General features: G+C 66.7%; 13 protein-coding genes and 1 pseudogene. 5 read left to right on the top strand and 9 right to left on the bottom strand.

Features of this window, described 5'->3' with window-relative positions; translation table 11 throughout:
- Positions 1-89: 89 nt before the first annotated feature.
- From AC1MDG_RS12955 to AC1MDG_RS12915, 9 genes and pseudogenes are all read right to left on the bottom strand, one after another.
- Positions 90-605: a hypothetical protein gene (locus AC1MDG_RS12955; RefSeq protein ID WP_479804286.1), complete on the bottom strand. Its 516-nt coding sequence runs from the start codon at positions 603-605 to the stop codon at positions 90-92.
- Between the two features lie 61 nt (positions 606-666).
- Positions 667-1410: pseudogene (locus AC1MDG_RS12950) on the bottom strand (MFS transporter); the annotation flags it as partial.
- A 106-nt stretch (positions 1411-1516) separates the two neighbouring features.
- Entirely contained in the window at positions 1517-1939 is a 423-nt protein-coding gene (locus AC1MDG_RS12945; RefSeq protein WP_479804284.1) for a glycosyltransferase, read from the bottom strand.
- A gap of 179 nt (positions 1940-2118) precedes the next feature.
- Positions 2119-2292, bottom strand: coding sequence for a hypothetical protein (locus AC1MDG_RS12940; RefSeq protein WP_479804282.1), 174 nt, complete (start codon positions 2290-2292; stop codon positions 2119-2121).
- A 132-nt stretch (positions 2293-2424) separates the two neighbouring features.
- Positions 2425-3252, bottom strand: a complete 828-nt coding sequence (locus tag AC1MDG_RS12935) for an alpha/beta fold hydrolase (RefSeq protein WP_479804280.1) — start codon at positions 3250-3252, stop codon at positions 2425-2427.
- A gap of 4 nt (positions 3253-3256) precedes the next feature.
- Positions 3257-3586: a biotin/lipoyl-containing protein gene (locus AC1MDG_RS12930; RefSeq protein WP_043482513.1), complete on the bottom strand. Its 330-nt coding sequence runs from the start codon at positions 3584-3586 to the stop codon at positions 3257-3259.
- Positions 3579-4610 (bottom strand): alpha-ketoacid dehydrogenase subunit beta, encoded by a 1032-nt coding sequence (locus AC1MDG_RS12925; protein ID WP_479809096.1) that lies wholly within the window; start codon positions 4608-4610, stop codon positions 3579-3581. The genes AC1MDG_RS12930 and AC1MDG_RS12925 overlap by 8 nt, the downstream gene beginning before the upstream one ends.
- Before the next feature lie 25 nt (positions 4611-4635).
- Complete coding sequence (locus AC1MDG_RS12920) at positions 4636-5616, bottom strand: thiamine pyrophosphate-dependent enzyme (RefSeq protein WP_479809095.1); 981 nt, start codon at positions 5614-5616, stop codon at positions 4636-4638.
- Between the two features lie 352 nt (positions 5617-5968).
- Complete coding sequence (locus tag AC1MDG_RS12915; protein ID WP_479804278.1) at positions 5969-7354, bottom strand: amino acid permease; 1386 nt, start codon at positions 7352-7354, stop codon at positions 5969-5971.
- 173 nt (positions 7355-7527) lie between these two features.
- Between AC1MDG_RS12915 and AC1MDG_RS12910 the strand changes: the two genes are divergently transcribed.
- The 5 genes from AC1MDG_RS12910 to nadC all read left to right on the top strand — a co-directional run bounded on the left by AC1MDG_RS12910 (position 7528) and on the right by nadC (position 12842).
- Positions 7528-7998: an Lrp/AsnC family transcriptional regulator gene (locus AC1MDG_RS12910; protein ID WP_479804276.1), complete on the top strand. Its 471-nt coding sequence runs from the start codon at positions 7528-7530 to the stop codon at positions 7996-7998.
- Between the two features lie 143 nt (positions 7999-8141).
- Complete coding sequence (locus tag AC1MDG_RS12905; protein WP_479804274.1) at positions 8142-8852, top strand: NUDIX hydrolase; 711 nt, start codon at positions 8142-8144, stop codon at positions 8850-8852.
- A complete protein-coding gene (gene nadA, locus AC1MDG_RS12900; RefSeq protein ID WP_479804272.1) occupies positions 8849-10162 on the top strand; it encodes a quinolinate synthase NadA in 1314 nt (437 codons plus the stop codon). The genes AC1MDG_RS12905 and nadA overlap by 4 nt, the downstream gene beginning before the upstream one ends.
- Complete coding sequence (locus AC1MDG_RS12895; RefSeq protein WP_479804270.1) at positions 10159-11916, top strand: L-aspartate oxidase; 1758 nt, start codon at positions 10159-10161, stop codon at positions 11914-11916. Before nadA ends, AC1MDG_RS12895 begins: the two co-directional genes overlap by 4 nt.
- A gap of 17 nt (positions 11917-11933) precedes the next feature.
- Positions 11934-12842: a carboxylating nicotinate-nucleotide diphosphorylase gene (gene nadC, locus AC1MDG_RS12890; RefSeq protein WP_479809094.1), complete on the top strand. Its 909-nt coding sequence runs from the start codon at positions 11934-11936 to the stop codon at positions 12840-12842.
- Position 12843 lies beyond the last annotated feature (1 nt).

Here is a 12843-nt window from a genome sequence, read left to right as displayed (position 1 = left end):
CATGGTCCGCGCCCGCCGTTCTTGTGCCCGGACGCTGTTCCACCGCCGTCGTTTTGTTGCGCTCGCAGAGCCGTTGGCCCGGCCGGTGTTCAGTGCGAGAGTGCTTCTTCGTCGGTTAGTTGTTGATCCTCGATCCGCGCGCTTCGGAACCTGGAGCAAAGGAGCACCATGGATGCCAGCAGTAGAACTGCGACGGAGGCCCAGAGCGCGGTGCCGGCGCCCACCATTGTGGCTAGAAGCCCGCCCAGCGGGGCGCCGATGACGATCATTCCACGGTTCACCGAACGCATCGTGGCACTCATTCGGGCGATAAGGCTGTCCGGGGTGACAGCTTGGCAGTATCCCATTTCCAAAGGGCTTTCGACGCCCATGGCCGCGCCGAAGAACAACTGCCCTGTGCCCACTAAAGCTGTAGCGGCCCATATGTCCCCGGTCCACTGCAACGGTGAGGCATACGATTCTCCCGTGCGTGTCCCACCGGCGACGATGGCCGCGAGGGCCACTAACGCGATGGCGACGGGCTGGGCTACACGTGCAATAACCATGGTTCTGCCCGTACCCCACCGGTGGCCCAGCCGGGTGGAAAGTGTTGTGCCGATGGTCATCACCAACTCCGGAACACCCCATGACCAAGCCGAGGCCGACGGCGCCCAAACCAAGTTCGTTCAGAATCACAGCCGGTAGGACGGTCCCGAGGATTGATGAGCCGACAAACCAGATATGGGTGCTCGACGCCAGGGGCGTCAGGTGAGGATGCCCGTAGACCCAGCGAAGACCCTCGGCGACCTTCCGGTGAAGTGGCTGTCCGCTTCGAACTGGAGCCTGGGACGGCCGCTCCAGAGTAACGAGGACCGCTGCTGAGAGGAGGTACGAGGCGGCATCCAGCAACAAAGCGAAGGGAGCTGTCACCAGTGTGACCAGACCGCCTGCTACTGCACCTCCGGTGGTTTGTGCCACGGTATCGCTTTGCTGCAGCCGGGCATTGGCCTTGGTCAGTAAGGTCCTGGGAACCAGTTGCGGAAGGAAGCTCTGATGCGCGGCGTCACTTGTCAGCGCCAGTGTTCCAAAGGCAAATATCAGGATCACCAAGACCGGAACGGAAAGTACGCCAGCTGCCGATGCCAAGGCCACGCCTGCGAGTATCAGGCCGCGGCCGAGGTCCCCGCTGATAAGAACTGTCCGGCGGGGAAGCCGGTCAATCCACACTCCCGCCACAAGACCGAAAAGTATGTACGGCGCCCATCGCGCAGCATTTACTATGCCTTGGTCAAGTGCTGTTCCGTTCATCGTCACCAGAATCAGGACCGACAGGGCCACGGAAGTTATATAGGTGCCAAAATCGGACACTGTTGAGGCCAGCCAGAACCGTACAAATGGCGGATATCGACGAAGCTTCGGTTCCAAAGTCATCGGGCTGTCGGAAGAGACTCCCACCTATCCCCCCATCATTTGTTTGGCTTACAGCATATCGGCGGCGATCCGGGCCCCCGGCGGTGTCTCATTTCCTTGGGAAATGCTAGATCGGCTTTGAAGCGGACCGGAGCACTGCTGCGACAGGCGCGGTTCCATCTTCGGTTGAGAGGGCTGCCGACAGTTGGCGTGCACGCGCGGTGTAGGCCCGAGCCGTAGTGGCCTGCGTGATGGCGTTGGCCAGCCGTTCGGTGGTGAGTTCCTTGTAGGGGAGCGGTTGCGGGCCCGCGCCGAGGGCTGTGATCCGCGCGGCCCAGAACGGTTGGTCAGTATAGATCGGGACGCTGACCGTCGGCACACCGGCGCGCACGCCCGCGCGGTGCACCGCCGCGAGCATGATGGCGGCGTCCAGTGCCGCGCTGCTACCAAAGCCGATGAAGACCGGGGGCGGTCCGTCCGCGAGGAAGTCGACCAGCTCCGCAGGAGGTTGCCAGCCCGGTTCGGCTCCCGGCCACCAGTAGCCGGTCATGGCGAGACCGGATCGCCAGTCCGCAGTGCGCGGAAATACGGTAGGGCTGATCCCGTGGAGAACGGGACGGTTTGCTTTCCTTCGGGCACGTTCGGACACAGACCGGGCCATTTTGGGCAGGCCGAGCACCTGACGGATTCGGGCGCTCGGGGCGTCGTAGGGCGCCTTTCCCGCGGATATCAGTGAACCGAGCAGCTTGTTTCCTGCCGGCCCCAGGCTGCGGCCGGTCCCGAGAAGCACAGGGGGTAGGCGGTGCTGGGTTCGGTCGGCTGCAGATGGGCGCCGATCGCCGGGACGCCGCCGGCCTCAGCCACGTCGTAGGCATACGGGGCGATCGCTGCTGGCCGGCGCACTCACCGGACAGCACCACCCCGAGAGGCCGGAAGAAGTGTTTACCAGCGTCATCACCAACTACCTGGCAGGCGCGGGCCTTCCGGTCGCAACCGGTCCGGCAGTCTGACAGCGTCCTCGGGGAGGGTCCGGAGCTAAACCCCCAGAAACTCCGTTGCTGCCTGCTTGAACGCCCTGCTGGTGATCACGTTGCTGTGGTTGCGGCCCGGAATCAGCAGTTGCTCCACGAGCGCCCCTGTTTTGGCCCCCAGTTCAGCGAGCTCGGGCATGGTTGCGGCGCGGTCGTCCTTCTCCCCGGCCACAAGCAGCATGGGCATGTGCGGGACGGCTTCGGCCGGATCGAAGGGCTCGCCCTTGATCGCTTCCACCAGCGACAACAGCGCAAAGACATTGTTGCTGGGCAGCCCCAGGGCCATCTTCAGCAGGCCGGACGTGGACTCGTCCGCGATGGGTGTGCCGTCTGCCAGGTATCGCTGGGCGGCCACCAGGTCAAAGGCCGCCAACGGGTCAGCGATGTTGGGTCCGCCAAGCACCAGCCGGTGAACCAGCTCCGGCTGGGTAGCGCCGAATTCCCAGGCGAGGCGGGACCCCAGGGAATAGCCGATCACATCGAGCCCGCTGGCGGGATCGCCGTCCCGCAAAGGACGAACGCCGGCGTCGAACGCCACCTGCAGGAGGTCCGCGCGGATCCTGCTGGGGCTGTACGAGTCCATGTCTTCCGGGGCGCCGCTGCGGCCGTGGCCGGGGAGGTCCACGGTGATGACGCGCCGGCCGGCTTCCAGCAGCGCGGCCAGCCAGCCGGTGTCCTGCCAGTTGAGCTTGGTGGAGGAGGAAAATCCGTGCAGCAGCAGGACGGGCCGCAGCCCGGCGTCGGTTTCCGGCTCGTGCACCTCCACGTAAAGCTGGGGGTCGGTACCTTCCACGGTGTGGTGGTGCTGCTCGCCGGTGTGCCTGCCGCTCATGGTGTCAGTCCTCATCAAGTACGGCGCTCAGGCGGACCCGGCGCTTCGGTGCCTCTTCCTTCGGGACCGTGCCCACGATGCCGGCAGTGTTGTCCGGCACCTCAAACACAATCAGGGGCTCGCCGACATTGATCTTGTCACCGGGCCCGCCGTGGATACGCACCACTTTACCTGCCTGCGGACTGGGCAGTTCAACAGCTGATTTGGTGGTCTCCACCTCAACGAGCGGCTGGTTCCGCTCCACCTGGTCACCGGGTGAAACCAGCCATTCCAGCACGGTCGCCTCGATCAGGCCCTCGCCGAGATCGGGAAGCGGGAAGGAAATTTCAGCCACGGCGGTACTCCAATACTCGCTGGATGCCAAAGAGGATCCGGTCAATGTTCGGGATGTATTCGTCTTCGAGGTCGCCGGAGGGATAGGGGACATCGAAGCCAGTGATCCGCTCCACCGGGGCCCTGAGGGTGTCGAAGCAGCTCTGCGTGATCAATTGGGCCACTTCGGCGCCCAAGCCGGAGGTCAGCGGTGCCTCATGGACGACGACGGCGCGCCGCGTCTTCCGCACGGACGCAGCCAGGGCGGCTGCGTCGATCGGCTTGAGCCAGCGCAGGTCCAGGACCTCGACGTCGATTCCGTCCTCGGCGGCGAGGCCGGCCACCTGCAGGCAGCGGGCCACCATGGCGCCCCAGGCGATGAGGGTGACGTGCCGGCCTTCGCGCACGACCTTCGCGCCGGTGGGCGGCCCGCCGGCGGCAGAGCCGGCAGGGTCGGCGGAGTCGAACGTGACCTCGCCCTTCTGCCAGTAGCGGGACTTCGGCTCCATGAAGATCACCGGGTCCGGCCGCGTGGCCGCGTACTTGAGCAGGTGGTAGGCCTCGTGCGGGTTTGACGGCGAAACCACCTTCAGGCCCGGTACGTGGGCGAAGAGCGCCTCGAGGCTTTCGCCATGGTGCTCGGGGGCGCGGATGCCCCCGAAGCTGGGAACACGCAGCGTGACGGGCATCGGCATGGTGCCGCGGCTGCGGTAGTTCATCCGTGCGATCTGGCAGACGATCTGGTTGATGGCAGGATAGGCGAAGCCGTCGAACTGGACCTCGGGGATCGGGTGGAAGCCGGCCATGGCCAGGCCCGCGGACATGCCCAGGATGCCGGACTCGGCAAGCGGGGTGTCAAACACCCGGCCGGTGCCGTATTTCGCCTGGAGGCCGTCCGTAATGCGGAACACGCCGCCCAGCCGGCCGCAGTCCTCACCGAAGACCAGCGTTTTCGGGTTCTCGGCCAGCACCTCGTCAAGGGCCAGGTTCAGGGCCTGCTGCATGGAAATCTCTTCAACTCCGTGGCGTGGAGTCCGGTCGGCCATGGCGGCCCCGCTTTCTAGGATGGCGTTAGACATGCTCGGACTCCTCGCGCCAGGTGGCGGCCTGGGCCTGCAGTGCAGGCGTGGTTTCCTGGAAGACCAGATCGAACATTTCCATGCCGGGTCGGGGGCCGAGGGCCTGGATGCCGGCCCGGATGTGTTCTTCTTCGGTTTTGGCGGCTGCCAGGGCTTCGGCGAAGAACGACTCGTCCGCAACCCCGTCGGCGAGCAGCCTCTTCCGGAACCGTTCCACCGGGTCTTCCCCGGCGTCGTCGCGCTCGTCGTTGAGCGAACGGTACCGGCCGGGATCATCGGAGGTGGAGTGCGGGCCGCGGCGGTAGGTCATTGCCTCGATGAGGACGGGGCCGTTGCCCGCCCGGGCGTGCGCGAAGGCGCGCCGGGTCGCTTCGACCACCGCTACGACGTCGTTCCCGTCGATCTGCAGCGCCGGCATGCCGTACCCGGCGGCGCGGGCCGCCACGGAGCCGCCTGCCACCTGGCGTTCGGTGGGAACCGAGATGGCCCAGCCGTTGTTCTGGACAAAGAAGACCACAGGCGCCCTCATGACGGCCGCGAAATTCATGGCTTCGTGGACGTCACCCTGCGAGGAGGCGCCGTCGCCAAAATACGTCATCGCGACGCCGGCGGTGCCGTCAGTGTTTGTCCCGGCGAGGCCGGACAGGGTCTGACCGTGGGCCCAGCCCACGGCGTGGAGCACGGATCCGCCCACAACGGCCTGGATCGGTGCCAGCCGGGATTCAAGGGGGTTATAGAGTCCGCCGTGCCACGTTGCCTTGTGCGTGGACATATAGGCCACCATGTCCACTCCCATGGCGCGGGCAACGCCCATTTCGCGGTAGGTGGGGAAGACGAAGTCCCGGGTGGTGTCCACGGCGTAGCCGCTGCCCACCTGGGCGGCCTCCTGGCCCAACTCGGGGGCGTAGCCGGGGATGAGTCCCTGCCGCTGCCAGGCGATCGCCGAGGTGTCCAGGTGCCGGACCGCCACCATCAGGGAATACAGTTCACGGAGCTGGTCATCGGTCAGCGGTTCGGCCGGCGCGCCGGACAGCTGGCGGGAAAGTGGTCCCGGCAGTTGACCAGCGCCGCTGCCGGTGGCCGGGGAAGGCGTGTTATCCATAGCTGTGACCCTAGTCACCCGCAAAACGCTGGGCAATCAGTTCATGATGCACTAGCCAGATTGACGAAAGCTGCCACGGGTGCTGCTGGGCTGCTCGGCAATTTGTACAGCAGCGCAGACTTGGGTCCGTCAGCCGACCCGCCCAACTGGGTAGCAGTTAATGTCGTTACGAGGGCTCATAACGACATTAACTGCGACCTGGTTGGGCTGCTTGCCGGGTTCCCTACTTGGTGACGCCGGCTTGGCGCGACGCTGCCACTTTGGCGCCGATCCGGCAGGCGGCGGCAATCCCGGCCACCAGGGCGATGGTGCTGAAGAGCTGGCGGCTGCTCTCCGCGCTGCTGAAGCCTACGGCAAAGATCAGTGCCAGCAGGACCAGCCCGAAGATCGTCAGGCCCGGGAAGCCCTTCATCCGCAGCGGGAGCTCGATGCCTTCGCGGTCCGCCCTGCGGCGCAGGATCAGCTGGGAGACAAGGGCAGAGCCCCAGACCATCAGACAGGTTGAGCCGACCAGCTGGAAAAGCGCCGGCAGGATCTGGTCCGGGAAAAGCAGTTCCAGGACCGCCGCAATGAAGCCGAAAGCCACTGATACACCGACGGCGACCATCGGCACCCTGGCCTTGTTCAGCTTCGACAGGAACCGCGGGGCCTCGCCGCGTTGGGCCAGGGAATAGATCATCCGGGACGAGCCGTAAAGGTTGGCGTTGAGCGCGGACAGGAGTGCGACAACCGCCACGAGGGTGATGGCCGTGCCGGCTCCCGGAATGCGGGCGGCGTCGAGGACGCCGGCGAATGGTGAGGCCAGGGCTTCGGAGGTCGCAGGCAGGACGGCCGCAATGACAAAGACGGATCCGACGTAGAACACGAGGATGCGCCATAGCACCGTGCGGATGGCCTGGAGCACGCTGTGGCGCGGGTTCTCGGTCTCGGCGGCAGCGACGCTCACGATTTCGGTGCCGCCGAAGGCGAAGATCACCACGAAGAGAGCGGTGGCAATTCCACCGAGGCCTGCCGGGGCGAAGTTGCCGGTGATGTTGCTCATTCCCGGGCTGGGCGCGTCCGGCAGAAGGCCCAGCAGCAGGGCTGTCCCGATGCCAAGGAAGATCAGGATTGCGGCCACCTTGAGGATCGCGAACCAGAACTCGAATTCCCCGAAGTTGTTCACGCCCGCAAGGTTGATCGCGGTGAAGAGGGCCATGAACACCAGGGACAGCGCCCAGACGGGAACCACCGGCCACACCGTGAATAGCAGGGCTGCCGCGCCAAGTGCCTCGGCGGCAATGACCACCACCAGCTGCAGCCACCAGAGCCAGCCCACGGTTGCCCCGGCCGTCCGGCCCATGGCTTTCTCCGCGTATACGGAGAAGGCCCCGCTGTTGGGGTTGGCTGCGGCCATCTCGCCCAGGGCCCACATAACCAGGATGATCAGCGTGCCGGCTACGAGGTACGAGATCAGTACGGCCGGCCCGGCGGCCTGGACGCCCGCCCCCGAGCCGAGAAAGAGTCCGGCCCCGATGGCGCTTCCCAGCCCCATCATGGTGAGCTGGCGGGGTTTCATGCTGTGGCCGAGGGATGTGGATGGGCGCTCGGCGGTGGACTTCATCGTCATGCTTGCGAACCTTCTTGTGGTCGGTGGTTGGTCCTTTTGGGACATATCGAATTTACCGCCCCGCACAGGCCTCTTCGCGCGGGTTTCATGAGAACATGGTGGCAGTTTGCAGGCCTATTACCGTCTCTTCCGGCGATTTGTAAGCTGTGACGCCGGACCCGAGAGGTAAATCGATGAATGTGGACGCCATGGACGCCAAAATTGTCCGATTCTTCACGGATTCGCCCAGGGCATCCGTGCTCGAAGCCGCGCGGGTCCTGAAGATTGCCCGCGCCACGGTCCAGTCCCGGCTGGACCGGATGAGCGCCGGCGGGGTGATCGGCTCGTGGGTACCCCAGCCGGACCCGTCCCACTTCGGCTACCCCGTGGTGGCGTTCTGTTCGCTCACCATCAACCAGGACCTGGGCCATGACGCGGTGGTCGAAGCGCTGGCCCGCATTCCTGAACTCACGGAGATCCACACCGTTTCCGGCAGCTCGGACCTGATGGCACGGATCGTGGCACGGTCCAACCCTGACCTGCAGCGGGTTCTGGATGCCATGATCGCCACAAAGACGGTGCTGAGGTCCTCGTCCGTGATCGTGCTGAACACCCACTTCCAAGGCCGTACGCTGCCGCTGCTCGAAGCCGCCGCCGCAATGTGACCTGAAGCATTTTGCCTGGGAGCCCGGCAGTCGTACCATTAGTTCTAGTCATGTTGACTATAACTAGCCGGAGCGCCCCGGGGCGGGACGCCGGACGAAGCCCAGAGGCGCCGCCAGGCGCGAGGAAAGCGGGGTGAACCGCCGTGTACACAAGCTCTGCCAACGTTGCCGAGCGGCAGTCCGCGCCGCCGTCGCTCGCCATTTCCACGGTCATCTTCGCCCTCCGCCCCAGCGAGACGTCCGGGCGTCCCACACTGTGGCTGCCGCTGGTGCGCCGCATCCGTGAGCCGTTCAAGGACCTCTGGGCGCTGCCCGGCGGTCCGCTGACCCACGCTGAATCCCTCCAGGACGCGGCATCGCGGAACCTGCGGGAAACCACAGGGCTGTCCCCGAACTATTTGGAGCAGCTCTACGCCTTCGGCGGCCTCCACCGCTCTCCGACCCAGCGCGTGGTATCCATCGTGTACTGGGCGCTGGTCCAGCCCACGGAAGCCGCGCTCGCCGACGAGTCCGAAAACGTCAGGTGGTTCCGGGCGGACCGGCTGGGAGACCTGGCGTTCGACCACAATGCGATCGTGGACTACGCCCTCGGGCGCCTGCGGAACAAGCTGGCCTACGGTTCGGTGGCCTACCACCTGCTGGGGGAGTACTTCACCCTGGCCCAGGTCAGGGAAGTCTACGAAGCCGTCCTGGACCGTGAGCTGGATCCGGCGAATTTCCGCCGCCAGCTCAAGTCCACACCGGAAATCGAAGAAACCGGCGAATACCTGCAGGGCGGAAAACACCGCCCTCCCCGCCTCTACCGCTTTACCGGCCGCCCCGGCCTTGACCCAGATAACAGGAGCACACCATGAGCAGCGTCAACACGGCAATCCAGTTGATCACTCGCGAACAGGCCGCCAGCAGTGCCGCAGGCACTGCAACAGGCGCTGCGACCTGCAGCCCGGCATTGGCCCGCGGGCCGTGGGACTACGACCTCGCCGAAGCCCTCGCCGGTGTGCCCGCCTACGGTCCGGGTGCCTCCAGCGCTGACGTGGCCCCTGCCGCCACGCCGCGCCAGGGTCAGTTGCCGGAGGAATACAAGAAGGCCAGCGACGCCGAACTGGACGTTCGGATCCGGGCGGCCAAAGCCGCCCTCGGCGACAAAGCCGTTATCCTGGGGCACTTCTACCAGCGGGACGAGGTTATTGAGTACGCCGACTTCGTGGGCGACTCCTTCCAGCTGGCCAACGCAGCGCTCACCAGGCCGGACGCCGAGGCCATCATCTTCTGCGGCGTCCACTTCATGGCCGAGACGGCGGACATCCTCTCCAAGCCCGACCAGGCGGTCATCCTGCCGAACCTCGCCGCCGGCTGCTCCATGGCGGACATGGCGGACATCGACTCCGTGACCGAGTGCTGGGAGCAGCTGGAAGAGCTCTACGGCACCGAGCCCGACGCCGACGGCCGGGTTCCGGTCATCCCGGTCACCTACATGAATTCCTCCGCGGCGCTCAAGGGCTTCTGCGGCGAGCACGGCGGCATCGTCTGCACATCCTCCAACGCGGCCACGGTTCTCGAATGGGCCTTCCAGCGCGGCCAGCGGGTCCTGTTCTTCCCGGACCAGCACCTGGGCCGCAACACCGCCAAGGCCATGGGCGTGCAGATGGAGCAGATGCCCATGTGGAACCCGCGCAAGGACCTCGGCGGCAATGACGAACAGACCCTGCTCGATTCCCGCGTGATCCTCTGGCACGGCTTCTGCTCGGTGCACAAGCGCTTCAACGTGGGGCAGATCGAGAAAGCCCGCGCCGAATTCCCGGGCGTTAACGTGATCGTGCACCCCGAGTGCCCCATGGAGGTTGTGGACGCCGCCGATTCCGCCGGATCCACCGACTTCATCAGGAAGGCCATCGCCGCGGCCACGGAACCGACCACGTTTGCCATCGGCACCGAGATCAACATGGTCAATCGGCTCGCCGCGGAGTACCCCCAGCACACCATCTTCTGCCTGGACCCGGTGATTTGCCCGTGTTCCACCATGTACCGGATCCACCCGGGCTACCTCGCCTGGGTGCTGGAGGCGCTGGTCAACGGCGAAACCCTGAACCGCGTCACCGTGGATGACGATGTTGCAGTGCCGGCGCGGGTGGCCCTCGAGCGGATGCTGGCGGCGCGGCCGTGACCACGCCCGGTGTGGCCCGCAACGGCGCACACGAAGATGTGACGCAGCGCCGCCGCCTGGTGGTGGTGGGCAGCGGAATTGCGGGACTCTACGCGGCGCTGCTGGCGGCCGACGCCGAAGCGGGCTCCGCAGCGGACGTGGTCCTGCTGAGCAAGGGTCAGCTGGAGCACAGCAACACCTTCTACGCGCAGGGCGGCGTGTCGGCAGTGCTGGAACCCGGCGAAGCCGCCCCCGGCGACACCGTGGAGGCCCACGTCGCCGATACGTTGGCAGCCGGGGCGGGCCTGAACAACATCGAGGCCGTGCGGATCCTGTGCGCGGAGGCCGTACGGGACATTGCCGGGCTGCAGCGCTATGGCGTCACCTTCGACGCCGACGCGCAGGGGGACACCGCACTGGGGCTGGAAGCTGCCCACTCCGCGCCGCGCATCCTGCACGCCGGCGGGGACGCCACCGGCGCCCGCATTGCCCGCGGACTGATTGCCGCCGTCCTGGAACGGGCGGTTTCCGGCCGGCTCCGTCTGGAAACCGGAGCCTTCGTCACGGAACTGACGACGGCGGACGGCCGGGTGACCGGCGTGAACTACCTGCAGAACGGCGAACTGAAGAACCTCCCGGCGGAGGGCGTGCTGCTCGCCACCGGCGGCGCGGGCAGGATCTTCGCGCGCACCAGCAACCCATCGGTGGCCACGGCGGACGGACTGGCGCTGGCCTGGCGCGCAGGCGCTGCCGTGGGCGACCTCGAATTCTTCCAGTTCCACCCCACCACCATGGCAATGCCGGAAACGGCAGGCGGACCGCCGCCCCTGCTGGTCTCCGAAGCCGTCCGCGGCGAAGGCGCGGTGCTGCTGGATGCCGACGGCCACCGCTTCATGCCGGACTATCATCCCGACGCCGACCTCGCTCCCCGCGACGTGGTCTCCCGCAGCATCGCGCTGCATCTGGCCCGGACCGGCGCGCCGTCGGACAGTCCGGTGTTCCTGGATGCCCGGGGCATTGAAGCCGCCCGAGGCTCCGGCTTCCTGGCGCGGCGCTTTCCCACCATCAGTGCTGCCACGGCAGCAGCGGGCTACGACTGGACCGCGGAACCGCTGCCGGTGTCTCCGGCTGCCCACTACTGGATGGGCGGCGTGTCAACCGACCTGGGCGGACGGACTACCGTCCCGGGACTCTTCGCGGCGGGCGAAGTTGCCTGCACCGGCGCCCAGGGCGCCAACCGGCTGGCCAGCAACTCGTTGCTCGAAGGGTTGGTTTTCGGGCGGCGTGCCGTTGAGTCTTTCCTCAGTGCTGAACCGTCGAGTGACTGGCCTGCGGCGTCGTGCGACGCCGTTCCTCCGCGTGCTGTGTCGGCCGCTGGCGGCCTCCCCTTGACGCACACTTCCGCAGCACTGTCGCGCGACCTCGCCGGGGAAGCAGTCTCAGCGGCGGCGCCCGAAGGTGGTGTTATGACTGTGCCTGATCCCGGGCCGTTTTCCCGGGATGCTCTGGGGCGGTTGATGACTAGTGCAGCCGGGGTGCTGCGCACGGGGGCGGAACTCGACGCCGCGGCAGTGCAGCTGGCCCGGTGGGCGGACTCAATCAGCTCCACTGAACCCGCGGACCCGCGTGAGCACGAAGACCGCAACCTGCTGCTGGCCGCGCGGCTGCTGGTGGAGGCCGCCCGGAACCGCACGGTCTCCGTGGGCGCCCACTACCGGGCCGACGACGACCACGCGTCAGCCCCCACCCATTCCATGCAAAGGATTTCCTCATGACAACCACCGCCCAGGAAATGACAGCCCTGACGGGCGTTGACCTCACCGGCAGCCTTCCCGAGGCCGCCATGCTGGAAGTGCTGCGCGCCGCGCTCGCCGAGGACGCCCCCTACGGCGACATCACCTCGCAGGTCCTCATCCCCGCGGGAGCCCGCGCGACGGCGGTACTGAACGCCCGGGTGCCGGGCGTCCTGAGCGGGGGAGCCGTGTTCGCCGCCGCCATGAAACTCACGGACCCGGACGCCGTCGTCGACCTGCTGGTGGCGGACGGCGAACGGTTCGCCGCGGGCACGCACCTGGCCAGGGTGACGGGCAACGCCCGGGCGGTCCTGCTGGCGGAGCGCGTGGCCTTGAACCTGGTCCAGAGGATGAGTGCCATCGCCACGAAGACGGCCGAATTCGTGGACCTCGTCCAGGGCACCAATGCCCGGATCACCGACACGCGGAAGACCACGCCGGGCCTGCGGGTACTGGAGCGTTACGCCGTCCGCTGCGGCGGCGGCGCCAACCACCGCTTCAGCCTGTCCGACGCCGTCCTGGCCAAGGACAACCACCTCGCGGTGATCACCGGAGGGGACCCGGCGAAACTCACGGCTGTGCTCAGGGCTGCCAAGGCCCGACTCGGCCACACCACCCACTTCGAAGTTGAAGTGGACCGGATGGAGCAGGTGGAGCCGGTGCTGGCCGCCGGAGTGGACACCATCATGCTGGATAACTTCACCGTCGAGGAGCTGGGCGCCGGCGTGGCCCTGGTGGGCGGGCGGGCGCGGGTGGAAGCCAGCGGCAACGTCAACCTCGGAACGGTGGCAGCGATCGCGGCCACCGGTGTGGACGTCATCTCCATCGGCGGCCTCACCCACAGCGTCGCTGCCCTCGACCTGGGCCTCGACATTGAACTGCTGGACGTTGAACTGACGGCGGGCTGAA

This window comes from Arthrobacter sp. AIWTK1 (assembly GCF_056680535.1).
Note: the sequence above shows the minus strand (reverse complement) of the source record. Positions and strands in the feature narration are given on the sequence as shown.

Bases quoted from the DNA above. Each gene is read 5' to 3' on its own strand.
- AC1MDG_RS12925 (WP_479809096.1), bottom strand. From the start codon at position 4,610: ATGGCCGACCGGACTCCACGCCACGGAGTTGAAGAGATTTCCATGCAG.
- AC1MDG_RS12945 (WP_479804284.1), bottom strand. From the start codon at position 1,939: ATGACCGGCTACTGGTGGCCGGGAGCCGAACCGGGCTGGCAACCTCCT.
- nadC (WP_479809094.1), top strand. From the start codon at position 11,934: ATGACAGCCCTGACGGGCGTTGACCTCACCGGCAGCCTTCCCGAGGCC.
- AC1MDG_RS12955 (WP_479804286.1), bottom strand. From the start codon at position 605: ATGACCATCGGCACAACACTTTCCACCCGGCTGGGCCACCGGTGGGGT.
- AC1MDG_RS12920 (WP_479809095.1), bottom strand. From the start codon at position 5,616: ATGGTGGCGGTCCGGCACCTGGACACCTCGGCGATCGCCTGGCAGCGG.
- nadA (WP_479804272.1), top strand. From the start codon at position 8,849: ATGAGCAGCGTCAACACGGCAATCCAGTTGATCACTCGCGAACAGGCC.
- AC1MDG_RS12915 (WP_479804278.1), bottom strand. From the start codon at position 7,354: ATGACGATGAAGTCCACCGCCGAGCGCCCATCCACATCCCTCGGCCAC.
- AC1MDG_RS12910 (WP_479804276.1), top strand. From the start codon at position 7,528: ATGAATGTGGACGCCATGGACGCCAAAATTGTCCGATTCTTCACGGAT.
- AC1MDG_RS12935 (WP_479804280.1), bottom strand. From the start codon at position 3,252: ATGAGCGGCAGGCACACCGGCGAGCAGCACCACCACACCGTGGAAGGT.